The following is a 20010-nucleotide window of genomic DNA, read 5'->3' on the forward strand; positions in this document are numbered from 1 at the left end:
GTCGGCCCGTGGCCGCCCAGACCTCCGCCCAGATCCCGCGCATCGTGCACTTCGTGTTCGGCCTGCGTGAGCAGGACGAACCGTTCCACCTCGTCCACTATCTGGCGATCGCATCCTGCGCCGCCGTGGTCGAACCGGTCGAGATCCATCTCCACTGTCACCACCTGCCCTACGGCTTCTACTGGGATCTTGCCCGTCGACTGGTCACGCTGCACCGGATCGAGCGGCCGGCGATCGCCGCCCACGCCTACGACGACGCCGTGGTCGCCCGGTACTCCTACGCCCACGAAGCCGACGTGATCCGACTCGACGTGCTGGCCGAGCACGGGGGCATGTACGCCGACATCGACACGCTGTTCGTCCACACGCCGCCGGCGTCGCTCTGGGACGAGGACTGCGTGATCGGTCGCGAGAAGGACGTCGTCGACCAGCGGACCGGCGTCGAACGGACCTCGGTGTCCAACGCGCTGATCATGGCGCGACCCGGCTCGGCATTCGTCCGCGAGTGGCGCGCCCAGATCGAGGCGGCCTTCGACGGGTCGTGGTCCGCCCACAGTTGTCTCCTGGCCGACGACCTGGCGCAGGCGCGCCCGGACCAGGTCCGTGTCGAGCCCGAGCGCACGTTCCATCACTTCCCGCCCACGCCCGGAGGCCTCCGACGGCTGCTGGTCGACTGCGAAGACCGCCTCGACGGCATCGTGTCGATCCACCTCGCCGCACACCTCTGGTGGGAGGAGCGGCGGGTCGACTTCGTCCGCGAGGTCCACGCCCGCGAGATCGACGAGGACTGGGTCCGCAGCCGTTCGACGACTTACGCGCTGGCCGCTGCCCCGTTCCTCCCCGACCACGGGTTGTTCTGAGATGGCTGCCGACGAACCGCTCGCACGTCTGCGCTACGTGGCCGAGGACGCCCCGACCGGCTACGGCGACGCTGCCGATCGACTGGTCAACGCCCTGCGTGGAGCGGGCACCCGGGTCGAGTACCGGGGCTGGTCGAACACCCGCGGCGGTGCGGCACCGGCGTTGGTGCCGTTCTCTCGCGACACGGTCCCGACCGAGGTGGCGCCCGTCGGTCGGCCCACGGTCGTGCACCTGGTCCCGGAGTACTACCCGCTCGTGCGTGAGGTGGTCGACGGCATGGGGCCCTTCGTGGCCCACACGGTCTGGGAGACCGACCGGATCCCGGCCCACTGGCCGGACCTGATCAACCTCGCCGACCGGGTGGTGGTCCCGACCGCGTGGAACCGCGACGTCTTCGCCGAAGGCGGCGTCACCATCCCCATCGACGTGGTCCCTCACGTCGCGTGCGACCCCGTTCCCGGCGACGGTGGCGCCTCGCTGGGCATCGACGACGACGAGTTCGTCGTCTACTCGATCGGTCGCTGGGACCAACGCAAGGCGATGTTCCACACCGTGCGGGCGTTCCTCGAGGCGTTCGACGGGGACGACCCGGTCGTGCTCGTCGTGAAGTCGGGCCCGAGGATCGAGATGCCGCCGGTCGACGAGTGGGGCACGACGAACCCGATGGCCTGGACCACGGGTTGGCAGATCGCCCACATCGTCAGCCAGTACGTCAACCCCGCACACGTCCGTCTCGAGGTGGGCACGTGGACGGACGCCCAGATCGCCGGCCTCCACACCCGCGGCGACTGCTACCTCAGCCTCCCCCGAGGCGAGGGGTGGGGGATCGGAGCGTTCGACGCCGCCGCCTACGGCAACCCCGTCGTGGCGTCCGGCTGGGGTGGGTTGGCCGACTTCCTCGACCCGGAGGTGTCGTCGCTCGTCCGCGGGGCCCTCGTGCCCGTCGAGCACCACGCCTTCGCCTCGTACTCACCCGACCAGCGTTGGCTCGAGCCCGACATCCACCATGCCGCCGAGCTGTTGCGAGGGGTCTACGGCGACCACGCCCGGGCCGTCTCCCGTGCTCGCGAGTTCAGTGCACAGGTGTTGCAGAAGTTCTCGCCCGCCGTCGTGGCGTCGTCGTTCCTGGACGTCCTCCAACGCAGTGAGGCCGACGTCACACCCTGAATGAGTTGACATATGTGCACTGAAATGTTTCAGTACACATATGTTCACTGAAAGCGCCACCCGCCGGACGCTCCGTCGGGCCGTCCGCGTGATCGACTCCTTCGCCGCGCCCCACGGCGTCGACCGGTACCTCGAACAACTCGTCCCCACCTGGTCGTCGACCGAGGTCCGCGGGCGGGTCACCGCCGTCGATCGCTCCGCCGCCGGCAGCACGATCCTCACGATCGAACCCAACGGCAACTGGACCGGGTTCCGGGCCGGTCAGTACACCCAGCTGAGCGTCGAGATCGACGGCGTGCGCCACACCCGCTGCTACTCGATGAGTTCGTCGGCCACCGACACCCGCTCGTTCCGACTCGGCATCAAGGCCCACCCCGAAGGACTGGTAAGCCAGTACCTCCTGGCGCACGCCACCGAAGGCATGGTCGTGGGGCTCACCCCGGCCGCCGGCGAGTTCCACCTCCCCGACACGCGGCCCGAACGGGTGCTGCTCATCAGCGGCGGCAGCGGGATCACCCCCGTGATGTCGATGCTGCAGACGCTGTGCGCCGAGCGCCACGCCGGCCCGATCACCTTCCTGCACTACGCCACGACGCCGGCTGCGATGCTGTTCCGCGACGACGTCGCCGCGATCGAACTCGCCCACGACAACGTCACCGTCGTCACGGCCTTCGACCAGGAACCCGCCGCCGGGCACCTCACCGGCTTCCTCGACGAGTCACACCTCGACGCTGCCGATCCACAGTGGCGCGACGCCGACGTCTTCGTGTGCGGGCCTGCACCGTTGATGGACAGCGTCCGTCGCCACTACGACGAAGCCGATGCGGCGGGCCGCTTCCACCAGGAGGCGTTCACGCTCCCGATGTTCGTCGGCGAGGCCGACGCTGTCGGTGGGTCGGTGCGTTTCGGCGTCAGCGATGTCGTCGTCGAGAGCGACGGCAGCTCGATCCTCGAGCAGGCCGAGGCCGCGGGCCTCACCCCGAACTCCGGCTGTCGGATGGGCATCTGCCACACCTGCACTCGCTCCCTGACCTGCGGCACCGTCCGCGACGCCGTCACCGGCGAACTGACCACTGGACCGCAATCCAAGGACTCGGCCGTCGAGATCCGGGTGTGCGTGAGCGTGCCCGTCGGCGACGTCGAGATCGACCTGTAGGAGACGAACATGACTGCAACTCTTCCCCGCCCCGTCCTGGAGGCCACGGCGACAGCCCCCGCTGCTGCCGCCATCGAGCGCACCACCGCCATCCGTCACGGCCTGACCGACGATCAGCTCGACGCCTTCGGGGCCGAGCTCGACGCCATCCGCGATCGCATCATCGCCGACCGAGGCCAGGCCGACGTCGACTACATGCGCCGCATCATCAAGATCCAGCGCGGGCTCGCCGTCAGCGGCCGGGCGTCCCTCTTCCTGGGGTTCCTCCCGCCCTTCTGGGTCTACGGCGCGGGTGCCCTCGGCATCGCCAAGATCCTCGACAACATGGAGATCGGCCACAACGTCATGCACGGCCAGTACGACTGGACCCAAGACCCTGCGCTGAGCTCGAGCGAGTTCGACTGGGACACGGTGTGCCCCGGCGACCAGTGGAAGCACAGTCACAACTACCTCCACCACACCTTCACGAACGTCGTCGGCCTGGACCGAGACATCGGCTACGGGATCCTCCGCATGAGCGAGGGCAAGCCGTGGCGTTGGTACGACGTGTTCAACCCGGTCAAGGCCACGGCCCTGATGCTCGCCTTCGACCACGGCGTGATGCTCCACGACGTCGAGACCGAGAACATCCTCTCCGGCAAGAAGTCGTTCGCCCAGCAGTGGCCGATCCTGCGCGACGGTCTGAAGAAGTCGGCCAAGCTCGACGGCAAGGACTACGTCCTCTGGCCGTTGCTGACCGGACCGCTGTTCCTCAGCACGTTGGCGGCCAACGCGACCGCCAACCTGATGCGCAACCTGTGGTCGTTCTCGATCATCTTCTGTGGCCACTTCCCCGAGGGGACCCACGAGTTCTCGATGGAGGAATGCGCCGACGAGAGCAAGGGACACTGGTACTTCCGTCAACTCCTCGGCTCCGCGAACATCCGCGGGAACAAGTTGTTCCACGTCCTGTCGGGCAACCTCAGCCACCAGATCGAGCACCACCTCTTCCCCGACCTGCCGGCCAACCGGTACCAGGAGATCGCTCCCGAGGTCGAGGAGATCTGCAACCGCTACGGGCTGCCGTACAACGCTCGTCGCTTCACGGCCCAGCTCGGCTCGACGTGGAAGAAGATCTGGAAGCTGGCCCTGCCCGGGAGCTGACGCGTAGATCTGAGCAACGGTTGCTCATGCACGGCCGCCGTTGTCGTGGTGCACTCCGGTCATGGTGATCGCACACCTCCTTGCCCAGACCACGCAGGACGGCGTCTCCATGGAGACGTTCGGTTGGGGCATGGCCGTCGTCGGTGTCGCCGGCCTCCTCGGCATGGTCCTGTGGATCGTCGCGGTGCTCCGACAGACCGGGCGAACCACCGGGACGGTGATCGGCTACGCGGCGGTCACCGATTCCGACGGCACCGGCACCTCGTTGGCACGCGTCGCCGAGTACACGGTCGACGACACCCGCTACGAGTGTCAGGACACGTCGTCGTCGAGCCCGCGGCGTGGTGACGTGGGCGACGTCGTGCAGATCCGATACCGCCCTTCCCGACCGGCGAAAGCCAACCTCTCCAGTCCCGGCAGGTCGGTGGCGCGGATCGTGGCCTGGGTCGTGCTGTGTCCCGTCTTCGTCGGCGTGATCGCGATCGGTGTGGCGATGATCACCGAGGCATCCGAGTCGGCCCTCGGCTGAGTGTCAGAGGGCTTCGGCGACGGCGGCGAGGCCGGCGAGCGTCTGCTCCATCCCCGCCCGCGTCCACTCGGCGTCGTGGTCGACGCCGCTCACGACCTTGCCGGCCCGCTTGACCAGCCAGCTGCGCTCGTCGGTCCAGTGCTCCTCGACGATGCAACCGTCACCGTCGGGCTCGATCCGGTACTCCCAGAGGGCGACTCCCAGCGGACCGGACGCGACGCGGAAGCAGAAGGATCGCCCGGGCTCGGCCTCGACGACGGTGCACGCCGTGGTCCACGACTTCTTGCCCAACTCGTTCTCGCCCTTGAAACGCGCGCCGATGGCTGGATCCGTCGCGCCCTTCAGCCAGACGCCGCGTGTGGTCTCGGGCGACCACTCGCCCATGCGCCCCACGTCGCTGACGAGGGCCCAGACCGTGTGGGGATCGGCGTTGATGCGCCGGCTGACCGAGACATGCGACATGAGCGGAGCCTAGGCAGGCAGCTGCCACAATCGATTCCATGAGGCGGAACCTCGTGATCGTGCTGGCCGTCGTCGCGATGATGGCGGTGGCTCCGGCAGCAGCGTCGCCGGCCGCACCAGCGCCGCCGACGTCGGTGAGCGTGCCGGCGCAGGTCGACTCGCTCGTCGTCGACGCGGTCACGACCTATCGACTCGAACCCGAAGCCGCAGTGGTGCGGGTGACGGTCGAGGCGACCCTCACCAACACGGCGCCGTCGCGACGACGGGGCAACTACATCGAGACGCCCTACTTCGACTCGTTCGGCGTGGCGGCGATCGGGCCGGTGGCGGCTGCCGGAGCGACGCGCGACGGGCGTGCACTCACGACATCGGTCGAGCAGGCCGACGGCGGCGACGTCGAGTTCGTGGTCGTCGACCTCTCGCCGAACCTGGTGTACGGCAGCCCGCAGCACATCGTCGTCCGCTACGACATCCCTGCGCAGAGGAGCCGGTCGGAGTTCGCGACGCGGATCAACGACGCGTTCGCGTCCTGGTACGTGGTCGGGACCGGTGGGTCCGGTCAGATCGACGTCATCGTCGACGTGCCCGAGCGCTTCGAGGTCGACTTCACGCAGTTCGTGGCCCACCAGACCTCGGTGGACGGCGGTCGGGCCATCCACCGCTTCGAGGACCTCGACGAGACCGAGTCGTTCTTCGCGGCGTCGGCGCGCGACGACGCCGCACTGGTCAAACGACCGACGTCGGTCGACGACGACGACTTCGAGATCCACGCCTGGCCGGGCGACGAGGAGTGGGCCGACTTCGCCGTCGATGCCGTCGACCGCGGGGTCCCCGTGCTCGCGGCGCGCACGGGCATCGACCTGGCCGGCCAGCGGGAGATCACCATCGCCGAGACGGCGACGCCGTACCTCTACGGCTACGCCGGTTGGTACCTGCCGCTGGAGAACCGGATCGAGATCGGCGACGAGCTCGACCTCCAGGTGATGCTGCACGAGCTCTCGCACCTGTGGTTCAACGGCGACCTGTTCAGCGACCGTTGGATCAACGAAGGACTCGCCGACGTGGTGTCCAACGACATCGTGCGGTCGTTCGGTGAGGAGCCCCACGAGGTCGAGCCCATCGACCCCGACGCTCCGGGGGCACAACCGCTCAACGACTGGGAGAACCCCGGTGCCGATGACGATGCCGAGGCGATCGAGAACTACGGCTACAGCACGTCGTACGCGGTGATGCAGGCGATCTTCGAGGAGATCGGTGCCGATGGTCTGAAGTCGCTGGTGATGCACGCCGACGCCGACCTCCTCGCGTACCTCGGGGATCCCGACCCCGAGGAGTCCTTCGGGGTCTCGGACTGGCGGTACTTGTACGACGTGGCCGAACACGTCGTCGGGTCCGAGGAACTGGCTGGGCTCTTCGATGATCACGTCCTGACCGACGACGACCGAGCGGAGGTCGTCGAACGGGCGGCGGCGCTCGAGCGCTACACGGCGCTCGAGGAGGCTGGGGACGGGTGGTCGCCGCCGCTGGAGGTGCGCCGGCGCATGGGATCGTGGGACTTCACCCGTGCCGCCGACTCGTTCGACGACGCCCAGGCGGCACTCGAGGCCCGAGCGGCCCTCGATGACGTTCTCGCGCCGAGCGCGATCGACATTCCGTCTGCGCTCGAGGACGCCTACGAGTCGGCGTCGGACCTCGACGACGCCCTCGAGTTGACGGCGGCCGTCGACGCGGTGGCGCCGAAGGTCCTCGAGGCCGACGCCGCGGTCGACGACGCCGGACCACTCGAGGTGATCGGACTGATCGGCTCGAGTGCGGGTGCCGATCGCGATGCCGCCCTCGCCGCGTTCGATGCCGGGGACGTGGACGAGGCCGAACGCCTCGCCGACGCGACGATCTCGACGACCGACGGGGCGACGATTGCCGGCGCGCTGCGCTCGCTGGCCGCGCTCGTGGCCACGGCCCTGGTCGTGGCGCTGGTCCGCCGGATCCGCCGCCGGCGGTCAGCTGTCGAGGAGGGCGACCGACTCGTGGAACATCCGGGCGACCTCGGCTCGGATCTGGGCGCGGTCGACGAGGCGCTCGGCGAAGTCGATCCGGAGGTCGACAGGTCCTGAGTCCGTCTCGGCCCGGAACTCGATCGCGGCGAGGTCGAGACCCGTCATCTCGGCTCGGAGGACATCGGGCTGGCCACCGACACCACGGCAGATGATCGCGTTGTCGTCGGCGTGATCGGTGTTCATGTGATGGGCAACGGCCCGCACGACGTCGTCGGTGAGGAAGTCGTCAGCCACCGAGCTCCTCCAGCAGTCGGGTGTTCCAGTCGTAGGCGGCGAGGATCTCGTCGATGATCCGCGCACGTTCGGCCGCGTCCCAGGGCGCATCGTCCAGACGGGCTCGGTAGGCGTCCTTCCACGCCGCAGGGTCCGGGACCTTCGGGAAGTCGTAGAACGCCGTACCGCTCGTCTCGTCGATGCTGTAGTTCGTCTCGATCGCTCGCCGGATGAAGAGCCCGCCGGAGAGGTCGCCCAGGTAGCGGACGTACTGGTGTGCCACCCACCCGCCGGGCCAGGCGGAACGGACCTCGCGCAGACGGTCGCAGTACTCGACGGTCGCGGGGACGAGCGCGACCTCGGCCGCTTCCGGCCACGACGTACCGAGGACGGCGACGAGGTCGCGCTCGAGTGCGGGCAGCCGGACGACAGCGTCGTCCACGAACGGGCCGGCCGCCGGATCGGCCCGCATCGCGTCGTTGCCGCCTTCGAGGGCCTCGTACACCGCGTGGTGCTGGGCGATCAGACGGCCGTAGTCGCGGAGAGGGAGCGACCCGCCGACCAGCGCCGCCAGATAGGCGGACCGTTCGGCCGTTCGGTGAGCGGTCGCCGTCGCCTCGCGGATCTGGATCGAGAACGAGGTCGTCGGGTCGTCGGGCACAGGCGTGTCGGGCAGGGAGGTGTCGGTGGACATGGGCTCACTCTCAGGACAGGGGACCCGGATTCGGCGCACCGGGTTGGACGGATGATGTAAAGCATGCTTATCGTAGAGTGGCGCGCCACCCTAATATCAAAGTGTAGGTGGCATGAGTAGATCGGTCTGCCAGTGAACGTCCCGAACATGTGCTCGCTCCGATCCGTCGTCGCCACCGTCGTCCTGTGCGCGCTGGTCGCCGTCGCGGGGGCTCCGCCGGCGGCCGCCGGCGGCGGTGCACCGGCGACGACCCGGAGTGCCGACGGTCGTTCGGTCTCGGGTGCGGGCAAGACGCTCACCGTCAGCCAGGCCGACGGCCTCGCCTCGAGCGGTCAGACACTTCGGGTCGACGGGTCGGGATACGACGAGGCGAGGGGCGTGTACGTCTCGTTGTGCGTGATCCCCCCGGAGGGGACGACCCCGAGCCCGTGTGGTGGTGGCGTCGATCGTGAGAACACCAGCGGCGCCTCCGCGTGGATCTCGTCCGACCCGCCGTCGTACGCCACCGGTGTGTCGCAGCCCTACGAACCGGGAGGCGCGTTCTCGGTGACCATCGAGGTCAGCCCGGCGATCAACGCCGACCTCGACTGTCGCCAGGTGCGGTGCGCGATCGTGACCCGCAACGACCACACCCGCGGGTCCGACCGCTCGCAGGACCTGCTGATCCCGGTGACCTTCGCCGACCCGTCCGTCCCGACGACGATGGCCTCGCCGCCGGAACCGACCCCGTCGACCGCACCGACGACGACGACGCTGCCGCCCACGGCGTTCGCTCCCGATGCAGCGCTCTCCGCCGACGGCCACCGCGTCGACGACGGGACCCGGGCCATGACCGTCGACGAGGTCGAGGGCCTCGACCCGGCCGGTGCGACCGTCATCGTGGACGGCGCGGGCTTCGCTCCCGATGTCGGCGTCTACGTCGCGTTGTGTCGGGTGCCGGAAGCCAACGCCGTCCCCGGGCCGTGCACGACCGGGGGAGCGGCGTCGGCGTGGTTGTCGTCCACGCCGCCCGACTATGGCGAGGGCCTCGCGAAGCCGTTCGCGGACGACGGGTCGTTCCGCGTCGAACTCGAGCTCTCGGCTGCGATCGACGACACGACCGATTGTCGTGTCGACCCGTGTGCCATCACCGTTCGTCGCGACGACACCGCTACGGACGACCGGACGAGCGACCTCTTCGTGCCCGTCGTGTTCGCGTCGGAGTCCCCGTCGACGACGGAGGCCGAACAGACCGAACCGACCGAACCGGCCGCCGGACCGGTGGACCTCGCCGGAGCGGACGACGCGAGCGTCGACGACGGGGGAGCGAGCGGCGTCCTGGTCGCACTGGCGATCGGTCTCGTGGTGATCGGCGTCGGTGGTGCCTGGTTCGTGCGGAAGCGGAGCGTCACGTGAGGGCGCCTCGCCTCGCCGGACTCGTCGCCCTCGCCGCACTCGCGATCGCCGCGTGCGGTACCGGGGGTGCATCCGTTCCGTCCCCGGCCGATGCCGCACCGGACACGACGAGGGTGGCACTCCCGGTCACGGTGCGATCCGCCGACGGTCGCGACGTCGAGATCACCGACGTCGACCGCATCGTGCCCCTGTCGGGCAACATCGCCGAGGTCGTCTTCGACCTCGGCCTCGGCGCCAACGTCGTCGGGCGGGATGTGTCGGCGACCTTCGCCGAGGCGGGCGACCTGCCGCTCGTGACCCGCGGACACGACGTGTCGGCCGAGTCGGTGTTGTCGCTGCGTCCGACCCTCGTGATCGCCGACGAGGACACGGGTCCTCCCGAAGCGCTCGACCATCTCCGCAACGTCGGCGTGCCCGTCGTCGTCCTCGACCGCCCCGAGTCGGTCGGCGACATCGAGGGACGCATCGACACCATCGCCACCGTGCTCGGCGTGCCCGGCGCCGGCGCAGACGTCATCGCCGACACGAAGGCGCGCCTGGCCGACGTCCGGGCGGCGATCCCCGCCGACGTCGACCCGCCGACCGTCGCGTTCCTCTACCTGCGCGGAACGGCCAGCGTGTACCTGCTCGGTGGCCCGGGTGCCGGGACCGACTCGATGATCGAGCAGGCCGGCGGGATCGACGCCGGCACCGCCATGGGTCTCTCCGATGCCTTCACGCCGATCACCAGTGAGGCGATGGTGAAGGCCGCGCCCGACGTCCTGTTGCTCACGACGACCGGTCTCGAGTCGGTCGGCGGTGCGGACGGCCTGCTGTCGATTCCCGGGGTCGCCCAGACGCCTGCGGGGAAGAACCGCCGAGTCGTGGCGGTGGAGGACGGCCTCCTGTTCAGCTTCGGGAGCCGCACGCCCGAGGCGCTCGCCGACATCATCGAGCAGTTGTACCCGTGACGGCGACCGAGGTGCGCGTGACGCAGGAGGTTCCGGTCGCGCCCTCCGATGACGGTGTCGCGGCGCACCGCTCGATCCGCGGTCCGGTGCTCCTGGCAGGCCTCGCGGTCTCGCTCGTGGTGGCTTGTGTCGCCGGCGCCGCCTTCGGCGCGTTCGAGGTCGCGGCCGCCGACGTCGTGCGAACCGTGGCCCATCATCTCGGACTGGCCGACCGTGTGGCGGACCCGTTGGTCGACGACGTGTTGTGGGAGATCCGGTTCCCGCGTGTCGTGCTCGGCGTGATCGTCGGCGCCTCACTGGGATGCGCCGGCGCCACCATGCAGGGCACGTTCGCCAACCCGTTGGCCGAGCCCGGCATCATCGGGGTCTCGTCGGGTGCGGTGCTCGGTGCGGTGTTCCAGATCGTCACCGGTCTCGCCCCGCTCGGCTCGTGGAGCCTTCCGGCCGGCGCGTTCCTCGGAGGACTGGTCAGCGTGCTCGCCGTCTATGCGTCGGCCCGTGCCGACGGCCGGACCGAGGTCGTGACGCTGGTGCTCACCGGCGTGGCGCTCAACGCACTGCTCGGCGCGGTCATCGGTCTGCTCACCTACTTCTCCGACGACGAGGAGCTCCGGTCGATCACCTTCTGGACGCTGGGCTCGATCGCACAGGCGACGTGGCCCAAGGTGGTCGCCGTCCTCCCGCTCGCGGTCGTCGGCATCGCCGCCGCAACGGCTGCATCCCGCAAGCTCGACCTCCTGGCGCTGGGCGAACGGTCGGCGCGCCACCTCGGGGTCCGCGTCGAGCGGTTCCGCCTCGCCATGCTCGCGCTGACTGCCGTGCTCACCGCGTCGGCCGTGGCGGTGTCGGGGATCGTGCTCTTCGTCGGTCTCGTGATCCCGCACCTCGTGCGGATGGTGGCGGGGCCGGCACACCGCATCCTGCTCCCCGCGTCGGCGCTCGGTGGGGCGACCGTCCTCGTCGTGTCCGATCTGGCCGCGCGGACGATGGTGGCGCCGGCCGAGATCCCGCTCGGGGTGCTGACGTCACTGGTCGGGAGTCCGTTCTTCTTCTGGCAGCTGCGCCGCACTCGAGCGACCCAGGGCGGTTGGGCGTGATGCTGATCGGCCGCCTGGACACCACCGTCCCCGCTCCGCGGCCCGTCGGCGAGGTGCTGCTCCGCGCTGATGGGGTCGGCGTGCGTCGTGGCGAGCGGGTCGTGCTCGATGGAGTCGACGTCGACGTGCGGGCGGGTGAACTCGTGGCGCTGGTCGGTCCGAACGGCGCCGGGAAGTCGACGCTGCTCGACGTGCTCACGGGCGACCTCGCTCCTGCGTCCGGTCGCGTCGAGTTGCTCGGCCGTCCTGCCGACGACTGGCCGCACGAGGTCGTCGCCCGACTCCGCGCGGTGTTGCCACAGCGCCCTGTGGTCGGCTTCCCGTTCACCGCCACCGAGGTCGTGCGCATGGGCCGCTCCCCCTGGCACCGCACCGCTCTCGCCGCGTTCGACGCGGAGCGGGTCGACGCCTGCATGGCCGCGGTCGAGGTCGACCATCTGGCGGCGCGGTCGGTCCTGTCGTTGTCCGGTGGCGAGAGTGCTCGGGTCGCGCTCGCCCGCGTCCTCGCGCAGGACACGCAACTGCTCCTGCTCGACGAACCCACGGCGGCGCTCGACATCCATCACGAGGAGCTCACGCTCCGGGCCGTCCGCGAGCGCGTCGCCGACGGCGCGGGCGCTGTCGTCGTCCTCCACGACCTCGGGCTCGCCGCCGCACACGCCGACCGCGTCGTCGTCCTCGCCGGCGGCGGCGTCGCCGCGTCCGGGCCACCGATCGACGTGCTCCGGCCCGATCTGCTCTCCGACGTCTATCGCCATCCGGTCGACGTCGTCCCCCACCCCACGACCGGATCCCCCTTGGTCCTCCCCCGGCGCTGAGGCGCCTCCCCGAAAGGAACATCCATGCGACCGTTCATCTCTCGATCGTCCCGAGCGATCCTCGCCGTGGTCGTGGCCCTCGCCGCCTCGCCGCTCGCGGCCGCTCGGCCTGTTGCTGCAGCACCCACCGAGGTCTCGGGCGGAACGCTCGACTGGGCCATCTCGGCCCACGTCGAGACGTCGGCGAGCCTGAACGGCGCGCGGTCGGCCGGCACCCCGGTGACCGATGACGGTTCGCAGTGGCACTTCTCGTCCGGGGTCGGGTCCTATGAGCCGGACACGGGGGCGTTGGACCTGGAACTGCCCGGCCATCTCGAGTTCGGCAACACGGTCCGTGGCAACTACGGCTTCCGGTTGGCCAACGTCTCGGTGCACGTCGATGACTCCGGCGACGGCCGGATCGAGGCCGACGTCGCCGTCCGTCCGCCGTTCCAGCCCTATGGATCGACGGTCGCCGATGTCACCGTCGTCACGTTCAGCGACGCGAGCGGCGTGGTCGCCGACGAGTCGGTGACCTGGACGGTCACCCCGGACACCGACGTCGTCCCCGCCGACACCCCGCCGGCATTCGAGGGCGCGCGACAGTTCCCCCAGAGCTTCCTCGCCGCCGTGACCGGAGACTTCGAGGATCACTTCCGCCAGACCAACACCGCCGGTGCCGACGACACCGCCAACGTCGCGAAACTCCCGGCAACACTGACGTTCTCGGTCGAACACGAAGCGGCCGGCGGCGTCGACCAGCCGTCCGTCGAGGTCACGCCGTCCGCGGATCTCGATCCGGCCGGCGCCACGGTGTCGATCAGCGGATCGGGATTCGGTGGTGCGTCCGACGGCGTCTACGTCCGTCTGTGCGCTGCCGCCGACGGGGAGACCGGGACCGTCGCCGGACGGCCGGGGGCCGATCGCTGCCTCGGCGATCCGCAGCTCTGGGTGTCGAACTTCCCGGGAGCGAGTGCGCCGATGGGCGAGGGATCGTTCGACGTCGATCTCGACGTCGTGGCGACGTTCACCGGATCGGAGGGTGCCGCCTTCGACTGTGGCGTCGACCAGTGCGGCATCGCGACGCGGCGCGACCACTTCGGCGGCGCGGACGACTTCTCGCTCGACACGTTCACACCGATCTCGTTCGCCGAATCGGACCCGACCGACCCCGACCCCACCGATCCCGATCCGACCGACCCGGACCCCACGGACCCGATGCCGGTCGACGGTGACGGAGCGCTCGACTGGGGCGTCAAGGCGTCGTTCCGCAACTACATCGAGAACGGACCCGCTGCTGGCACGGTCGAGACGGTCGATCCGGCCGAGCGCAACGAGGACGGCACGTTCCGATTCGAACTCGACGCCGGGCTCGACTTCGTCGACGTCGACGACGTCTTCGCTCCCTTCGCAGGAGGCGTGCACTTCAGTGGCCATGCCGGATCGCTCGACCTCGTGATCACCGAGCCGCGGGTCGACGTCGACGGGACGACCGGCACCCTGGTCGTCGACGCCGTGAGCAAGGAGCTCGAGTCACCGGAGTCCCAGACCTTCGACGACGTGGTCCTGGCCACGCTCGACCTGCGCGACGTGACCCCGACGGCCGACGACGACCGGGTTCGCTACGCCGACATCCCGGCGACGCTGACCGAGGACGGTGCCGACGCCTTCGGCGGCTTCTACGAGGCCGGCGAGGCGCTCGACCCGGTGACGTTCGTGATCACCGCCGACTCCACCGGCCTGGCGCCGACGCCGAGGGCACCCGCCGGCGCCGTCACGTGCATCGCGGATGTCGTCACCGCCGGAGCGTCGGTCGACGTCTGTGGCGAGGGCTTCACCCCCGGCGAGCAGGTGCAGGTGTTCCTCCACTCCTCGCCCCGGTTCCTCTCCGTGGTCCAGGCCGATGCGGACGGCGGCGTGGCGGCGCCGGTGGTGATCCCCGTGGACGTCACGGGCGAACACCGCATCGAACTGCGCGGGGTGACGTCGGGCCGGAGCATCTTCTCGCAGACGTTCACGGTGCATGCGGCGCCGAGCCGAACGCCCGTGGCGGGGACGTTGCCCGCCACCGGCAGCGACTCCACGTTGTTGTTGATCGCCTTCGCCACGATCGCAGCCGGTCTGGTGCTCGTCCGGACGGGGGCCCGCAGTCGTCCGTAGGCTCCGGCCGATGTCGGCCATCGAGCAGCTCCCCGCCCTCGAGATCGAGGGGCACACCCCGTCGCAGCCGAAGGGGGCCGACCATCCCATGCGGGTCATGACCAGGCGGGCCGCCGGCCTGGTCGGCCCGCCATGGGACGGCCAGGCCCGTGCCGAGGTCGCGTCGCTGTTCGACTCCCTCGCTCCCGAGTGGCACACGCGGACGTCCGAGTCCCGAGAGCGGGTGGTCATGGATGCGCTCGAGCGTGGCGAGGTCGGTGGGGATGCAGGCGGTGGCACCGTGCTGGAACTGGGGAGTGGCATCGGTGCCTACTCGGCGCCGTTGGCCGAGCGCTTCGAACGGGTCGTGGCCCTCGACCTGTCGATCGAGATGCTCCGCCTCGCCGCCGACGAACCCGGACTGCGCGTCCTGGCCGATTCGGCGACGTTGCCCGTGCCCGACGGGTCGGCCGATGCCGTGGTCCTCATCAACATGCTCCTGTTCCCGGACGAGGTCGACCGGGTGCTCGCGCCGGGAGGCACCGTGGTCTGGGTCAACTCGAGCGGCGAGTCGACACCGATCCACCTGATGCCCGACGAGGTGGCCGACGCATTGCCCGGCACCTGGACGGGCGTGACGAGTCGGGCTGGCATCGGGTTGTGGGCGGTCCTGCGTCGGGAATGAACCGGACCTCCGGACAGTTGTTGCACATACAACTACTCTGGGAGACCGGGAGCACCTCATGACCGACCTGACGAACGCCGCCGTCGACATCCGCACCGCCGACAGCCGGTTCCACACCGACATCGGCTGGCTCGACAGCCATCACAGCTTCAGCTTCGGCCCGCATCACGACCCGTCGAACGTCGGCCACGGCCTCCTCATGGTCAGCAACGACGACCGGGTCGCGGCCGGCGGCGGGTTCGGAACCCACCCGCACCGCGACATGGAGATCGTGACGTGGGTCCTCGACGGGGAACTCGAGCACCACGACTCCGAGGGCAACGAGGGCGTCCTGTACCCCGGTCTCGCGCAGCGGATGTCTGCCGGGCGCGGGATCCAGCACGCGGAGATGAACCACTCGGCCACCGCACCCGTGCACTTCGTGCAGATGTGGGTGCCGCCCCACGAGACCGGGATCACACCCGGCTACCAACAAGAAGATGTCAACGCGCTGCTGGATGCCGGTGGTCTGGTGACCGTGGCCTCCGGCCGCGACGATGACGCCGCCATCCGGATCCACCAACGCCATGCCTCGATGCTCGTCGCCCGACTGGGTGACGGCGAGACCGTGACGCTGCCCGATGCGCCATTCGTCCACGTGTTCGTGGCCACGGGTGGCGTGGCACTCGACGATGTCGACGTGACGTTGCACCATGGCGATGCAGCCCGACTCACCGATGCCGGGTCGCACACCATCACCGCCCACGAACGGAGTGAGGTCATCGTGTGGGAATCCGATCAGCAGGTGTCGCGATGAGCGGCAGCAAGTTCGTCGAAGGGCGCGCCGAGCACGGTGAGGACGTCGACCGCTCGGTCGAGTGGGACCGCATCCGCGCCGAGCACCTCCGGCCGTCCGCCGACCGACCGCCCTCGTCGGCACGTGGCGTCCATCACGTGGCGCTGCTCTCGTCCGACGTCGAGACGACGATCCGCTTCTACCAAGACCTCCTCGAGTTCCCGCTCACCGAGGTCTTCGAGAACCGGGACTACCGGGGGTCGACGCACTTCTTCTTCGACATCGGTCACGGCAATGCGCTGGCCTTCTTCGACTTCCCCGGACTCGGGCTCGGGGAGTACGCCGAGGTGCTCGGCGGTCTGCACCATCTGGCCATCTCGGTCGAACGTGACCGTTGGGAGCACCTGAAGGCCAAGCTCGACGACGCCGGTGTCGGCTATCACGAGGCCGGCGGCTCGTCGCTGTACCTGTCCGGCCCCGATGGCGAGCGCATCGAGTTGATCTCCGACCCACTCCAGGAGATGTACGGGCACGCCATCGGCTAGGACCGAGTGCCGTGCGCGCCGATCTCATCGTCCCTTCGCCCGCCGACCTCCCCGGGGTCGGCTGGGTGGCCATCGGCGACGGCTTCGGGGCCGAGGGCGAAGCCGGCCCCGGGGCGCTCCTCGACTGCGTCGGTCCCGACTTCCCCGACGCATCGGTGGTCGAGAGCGCGTCGTCGCCCCATTTCCTCCGGCCACCGGCCACGCTCGTCCACGGCACCGGCGTCCGGTTCGAGACCGAGGCCGCGGCCGAGGCCGCGCACGCGATCCTCTCCGGTCCGGAGTTCGCGGCGTGTCTGGGGCGGAGCGTCGCCGCCGACCTCGAGGCCGGAGACACCACCGCCGAGCTCTTGGGCATCGACCGGGTCGCCACGATGCACGGACACCGGGTGCGCTTCACGGGTGGCGACGGCCGCGGCGTCCGGCCGGTGAACCTCGACATCGCCACGGTGCGGGTGGGCACGACCGTGGGCGTCCTGTGGTGCGGCGACACGCCGGATGCGTTCCCCGCCGATGACCTCGGACAGATCCTCGGCCGTATCCGAGACCGCGGTCGTCCGTGACGCGGTGACTCCGCGACTTCCGGCTCGGCTGCGATGACCGGGATGTCCTCTTCCGCTTCGTCACGATTCGTGCTTCAATGACTACGGAACGTACGGGACGCATGAGGAGGAGCGGGCAGGATGGGGGACTTCGACCAGTGCCCCACCTGCGCAAAGCCGGTCATGGGGCGGACAGCGCTGCTGGCCCACCTCGAGTTCTCCCACGGTGTCGCCGACCCGATCGAGCACCTGCTCGAACTCGAACGACCCGATCGACCCGATCGCGACTGGACCAGGTTGGCTCGTCGCGGCGGGGTCGTGGTCGCCGGAATCGCCGGTGCGGCCGTGGTGGCGATCCTGGCCGTCGGGGCGATCGACGGATCCGACGAACCCGGCCAGGACCTGGCCGCGACGGTCGCGCCGGCGGCCGCTGACGCCCCGCCCGAGGATCCGACCTCCACGTTGGCGCCCACCACGACCGTTCCGCCGACGACCGCCGCTCCGCCGACGACCGTCGTGGCGACCACGGCACCGCCCACGACGACCACCGCGCCGGCGTTGCCGAAGAGCGAGGCAGTCGGTGACGACTTCCGGAAGCCGTTCCTGCGCGACGCCCAGGTCGTGTCGTGCGCTGCCGCCGACGGCGACGACGTGTACGTCGTCGGCTTCACCTTCTCGGGGGCGCTCGACATCGTCCTCGACGGCGTCGGCTACCCCGGTTCCAGCGGCGACGGTGACCATGTCATCGAGCACCGGATCCCGTCGGGGTCCACCGCGTACCTCGACCGCATCGACGTCGCCGACGGCGGGGGCACGCTCCACATCGTCGACATCACCCCGCCGCTGTACCTCGGCGGCTGCTGAGTCACGCGTCGGCCGGGTCAGGTGACACAATCTGACGCTGTGTCAGATTCCATCGCCCCGCCCGCCGTCCTGACCGAGCGCCGAGGTCACGTCCTCGAGATCACGCTCAACCGGCCGGAGAAGAAGAACCCGTTCAACCCCGAGATGCTGGTCCGTCTGGCCGACATCTGGGACGAGCTCGACGCCGACGACGACCTCCGTGTCGCGATCATGACCGGCGCCGGGGGCAACTTCTCGGCCGGCGCCGACCTCGACCGCCTCGTGGGTGCGCTGCTCTCCGGTGCTCCGCCCGAGAACGAGTTCGAGGCACGGCTCCAGGACGACCTCTCGCTGATCTACAAGGGGTTTCTCAAGGAGCACCAGCCGAAGAAGCCGATCATCGCTGCGGTGGAGGGCTACTGCTACGCCGGCGGAACCGAGATCCTGCAGGCGTTCGACATCCGCGTCGCCGGCGCCAACGCGCAGATCGCGATCTCGGAGGTGTGCCGCGGCCTGTTCCCGATGTCGGGGTCGACGATCCGACTCCCTCGCCAGATCCCGTTCACGGTCGCCTGCGAGCTGTTGCTGGTGGGCGAACCGATCAGCGGCACCCGCGCCGCCGAGGTCGGTCTCGTCGGTCACGCCGTCCCGGACGGCGAGGCGATGGACAAGGCCCGTGCGCTCGCCGACAAGATCGCTGCCAACGGGCCGCTGGCCGTTCGTGGCATCAAGGAGTCGATCCGCGCGGCTGCCTACCTCCCCGAGGCCGAGGCCTTCGTGCGGGAGATGGAGATCGGGATGGGTGTGATGGGGTCCAAGGACGCCCGCGAGGGTCCCAAGGCCTTCCTCGAGAAGCGCCCGCCGGTGTTCACCGGCGAGTGATCAGGCTGCTCGTCCGTACCGCTGGAAGCCCGGGATCGTCGGACGCATGGCGATCGCGGTGAGGCGGGCCCGGAACTCGACGGGCACGCCGACCTGACGCCAGGCATCGACGGCGGGCACGTCGACCCGGAGGTGCTGGGCCACGGGGGCGACGCCGCCGCCGGCGGCACAGGCCACGTCGACGAGCGTGCGGTCGACGACGCCCCGGAGGGGCCGCGGGATGAGCAGCTCGGACGCGCTCGCTGCCACCTCCGACATCCTCCCGACCAGGTTCATCGGGTCATGGTGCACGTTCATCTGTCGCTCCTCGTAGGCGATTTCGCTCCGCCGCTCCATCGCAGGTCCTCAACGGTAGCGGCGGCCCATACCCACGCCGCGTCCGACGTAGAACGCAGAGCGTGATGTTCATCTGCCGGACATCTGCGGTCGAGGCTACGGTCGCCCGTCGATGGGGAACTCGCGGGTCATCGTCCATGCAACGGCGACGGACCTCGACGACCTGTCCGAGGGCCTCGCTGCGGCCTTCGTCGACGACCCGGTCCAGCGGTGGCTGTTCGCCGGCTCCGACGACTTCCGGGGCGCCTTGGACCGGTTCTTCCGGTTCTTCGTCGACGAGTACTTCGCGGTCGGTCACGTCTACGTTGCCCGGGCCGATCCCGGAGCCGGTGGCGCCATGTGGGCGCCACCGGACCGCGACATCCTCCACGACGCCGACCGCCTCGCCCAGCTCGTGGCGCTGATGGGGGCCGAGATCGGCGAGGACCCGACGCCACGGCTGATGGAGCTGGCCCGGGCCTCCGAGTACCGCCCGGCCGCTCCGCACTTCTACCTCGGCATCCTCGGCGTGGCCCCCGAAGGCCAGGGCGGAGGGCTCGGTGCCTCGCTGCTCGATCCGGTGCTCGCGGCGTGTGACGCAGCGGGCATGGTGGCGCATCTCGAGTCGTCCAACCCCCGGAACCTCGGCTTCTACGAGCGCCTCGGCTTCGAGACGGTCGACGAGTACCGGTGCGGTGGCGATCCCCTGATGACGATCATGAGCCGCCAGCCGCGCTGACCTCGCAGCCGGCGATTGGTGATCCAC

22 protein-coding genes are annotated in these 20010 nt (G+C 69.9%); 18 read left to right on the forward strand and 4 right to left on the reverse strand.

The genetic code is table 11. The features are described 5' to 3' along the window. Positions 1 to 8: 8 nt before the first annotated feature. The 5 genes from AB8619_RS19255 to AB8619_RS19275 all read left to right on the forward strand — a co-directional run bounded on the left by AB8619_RS19255 (position 9) and on the right by AB8619_RS19275 (position 4856). Positions 9 to 860 carry a glycosyltransferase gene (locus AB8619_RS19255; protein WP_436794246.1) on the forward strand — a complete coding sequence of 284 codons (852 nt, stop codon included), beginning with the start codon at positions 9 to 11 and terminating at the stop codon, positions 858 to 860. A gap of 1 nt (position 861) precedes the next feature. Continuing rightward, positions 862 to 2028 carry a hypothetical protein gene (locus AB8619_RS19260; RefSeq protein ID WP_436794247.1) on the forward strand — a complete coding sequence of 389 codons (1167 nt, stop codon included), beginning with the start codon at positions 862 to 864 and terminating at the stop codon, positions 2026 to 2028. 40 nt (positions 2029 to 2068) lie between these two features. After that, positions 2069 to 3184, forward strand: coding sequence for a ferredoxin reductase (locus AB8619_RS19265; RefSeq protein WP_436794248.1), 1116 nt, complete (start codon positions 2069 to 2071; stop codon positions 3182 to 3184). A 9-nt stretch (positions 3185 to 3193) separates the two neighbouring features. Continuing rightward, positions 3194 to 4327 (forward strand): fatty acid desaturase family protein, encoded by a 1134-nt coding sequence (locus tag AB8619_RS19270; protein ID WP_436794249.1) that lies wholly within the window; start codon positions 3194 to 3196, stop codon positions 4325 to 4327. Positions 4328 to 4388: 61 nt separating this feature from the next. Then, positions 4389 to 4856: a DUF3592 domain-containing protein gene (locus AB8619_RS19275; protein ID WP_436794250.1), complete on the forward strand. Its 468-nt coding sequence runs from the start codon at positions 4389 to 4391 to the stop codon at positions 4854 to 4856. A 3-nt stretch (positions 4857 to 4859) separates the two neighbouring features. Here AB8619_RS19275 and AB8619_RS19280 read toward each other — a convergent pair whose 3' ends face one another. Then, positions 4860 to 5318, reverse strand: a complete 459-nt coding sequence (locus tag AB8619_RS19280; RefSeq protein ID WP_436794251.1) for an SRPBCC family protein — start codon at positions 5316 to 5318, stop codon at positions 4860 to 4862. A 38-nt stretch (positions 5319 to 5356) separates the two neighbouring features. Here AB8619_RS19280 and AB8619_RS19285 point away from each other — a divergent pair, with 38 nt between their 5' ends. Then, positions 5357 to 7432, forward strand: coding sequence for a hypothetical protein (locus AB8619_RS19285; protein ID WP_436794252.1), 2076 nt, complete (start codon positions 5357 to 5359; stop codon positions 7430 to 7432). Here the strand turns inward: AB8619_RS19285 and AB8619_RS19290 are convergent. Next, entirely contained in the window at positions 7319 to 7609 is a 291-nt protein-coding gene (locus AB8619_RS19290; protein ID WP_436794253.1) for a DUF2470 domain-containing protein, read from the reverse strand. The two genes, AB8619_RS19285 and AB8619_RS19290, sit on opposite strands and share 114 nt — an antisense overlap. Next, complete coding sequence (locus AB8619_RS19295; protein ID WP_436794254.1) at positions 7602 to 8282, reverse strand: heme oxygenase (biliverdin-producing); 681 nt, start codon at positions 8280 to 8282, stop codon at positions 7602 to 7604. The genes AB8619_RS19290 and AB8619_RS19295 overlap by 8 nt, the downstream gene beginning before the upstream one ends. A 147-nt stretch (positions 8283 to 8429) precedes the next feature. Between AB8619_RS19295 and AB8619_RS19300 the strand changes: the two genes are divergently transcribed. The 11 genes from AB8619_RS19300 (at position 8430) to AB8619_RS19350 (ending at position 18929) form a co-directional block, all read left to right on the forward strand. Beyond that, positions 8430 to 9677: a hypothetical protein gene (locus tag AB8619_RS19300; protein WP_436794255.1), complete on the forward strand. Its 1248-nt coding sequence runs from the start codon at positions 8430 to 8432 to the stop codon at positions 9675 to 9677. Further along, positions 9674 to 10627 carry a heme/hemin ABC transporter substrate-binding protein gene (locus AB8619_RS19305; protein ID WP_436794256.1) on the forward strand — a complete coding sequence of 318 codons (954 nt, stop codon included), beginning with the start codon at positions 9674 to 9676 and terminating at the stop codon, positions 10625 to 10627. The genes AB8619_RS19300 and AB8619_RS19305 overlap by 4 nt, the downstream gene beginning before the upstream one ends. Continuing rightward, on the forward strand, positions 10624 to 11724 hold the full coding sequence (locus AB8619_RS19310) for a FecCD family ABC transporter permease (protein ID WP_436794257.1): 1101 nt from the start codon (positions 10624 to 10626) through the stop codon (positions 11722 to 11724). The genes AB8619_RS19305 and AB8619_RS19310 overlap by 4 nt, the downstream gene beginning before the upstream one ends. Beyond that, entirely contained in the window at positions 11724 to 12542 is an 819-nt protein-coding gene (locus tag AB8619_RS19315) for a heme ABC transporter ATP-binding protein (RefSeq protein ID WP_436794258.1), read from the forward strand. The genes AB8619_RS19310 and AB8619_RS19315 overlap by 1 nt, the downstream gene beginning before the upstream one ends. A 24-nt stretch (positions 12543 to 12566) precedes the next feature. Beyond that, a complete protein-coding gene (locus tag AB8619_RS19320) occupies positions 12567 to 14681 on the forward strand; it encodes an HtaA domain-containing protein (protein WP_436794259.1) in 2115 nt (704 codons plus the stop codon). Positions 14682 to 14691: 10 nt separating this feature from the next. Further along, positions 14692 to 15345, forward strand: a complete 654-nt coding sequence (locus AB8619_RS19325) for a class I SAM-dependent methyltransferase (protein ID WP_436794260.1) — start codon at positions 14692 to 14694, stop codon at positions 15343 to 15345. A 58-nt stretch (positions 15346 to 15403) separates the two neighbouring features. Beyond that, positions 15404 to 16141 carry a pirin family protein gene (locus AB8619_RS19330; RefSeq protein ID WP_436794261.1) on the forward strand — a complete coding sequence of 246 codons (738 nt, stop codon included), beginning with the start codon at positions 15404 to 15406 and terminating at the stop codon, positions 16139 to 16141. Then, positions 16138 to 16665: a VOC family protein gene (locus AB8619_RS19335; protein WP_436794262.1), complete on the forward strand. Its 528-nt coding sequence runs from the start codon at positions 16138 to 16140 to the stop codon at positions 16663 to 16665. The genes AB8619_RS19330 and AB8619_RS19335 overlap by 4 nt, the downstream gene beginning before the upstream one ends. An 11-nt stretch (positions 16666 to 16676) precedes the next feature. Continuing rightward, a complete protein-coding gene (locus tag AB8619_RS19340) occupies positions 16677 to 17225 on the forward strand; it encodes a hypothetical protein (RefSeq protein WP_436794263.1) in 549 nt (182 codons plus the stop codon). 120 nt (positions 17226 to 17345) lie between these two features. Beyond that, positions 17346 to 18068: a hypothetical protein gene (locus tag AB8619_RS19345; protein ID WP_436794264.1), complete on the forward strand. Its 723-nt coding sequence runs from the start codon at positions 17346 to 17348 to the stop codon at positions 18066 to 18068. Positions 18069 to 18107: 39 nt separating this feature from the next. Continuing rightward, the gene (locus tag AB8619_RS19350) at positions 18108 to 18929 is read left to right on the forward strand and encodes a crotonase/enoyl-CoA hydratase family protein (RefSeq protein ID WP_436794265.1); all 822 of its coding nucleotides are present in this window, start codon (positions 18108 to 18110) and stop codon (positions 18927 to 18929) included. Here the strand turns inward: AB8619_RS19350 and AB8619_RS19355 are convergent, their stop codons facing one another. After that, the gene (locus tag AB8619_RS19355) at positions 18930 to 19226 is read right to left on the reverse strand and encodes a hypothetical protein (RefSeq protein WP_436794266.1); all 297 of its coding nucleotides are present in this window, start codon (positions 19224 to 19226) and stop codon (positions 18930 to 18932) included. Between the two features lie 151 nt (positions 19227 to 19377). Between AB8619_RS19355 and AB8619_RS19360 the strand changes: the two genes are divergently transcribed. Continuing rightward, on the forward strand, positions 19378 to 19983 hold the full coding sequence (locus AB8619_RS19360) for a GNAT family N-acetyltransferase (protein ID WP_436794267.1): 606 nt from the start codon (positions 19378 to 19380) through the stop codon (positions 19981 to 19983). The last annotated feature ends 27 nt before the right edge of the window (positions 19984 to 20010 follow it).

Origin of the sequence: Actinospongiicola halichondriae, assembly GCF_049103745.1 — a bacterium.
GTDB classification, from domain to species: domain Bacteria; phylum Actinomycetota; class Acidimicrobiia; order Acidimicrobiales; family Salinilacustritrichaceae; genus Salinilacustrithrix; species Salinilacustrithrix halichondriae.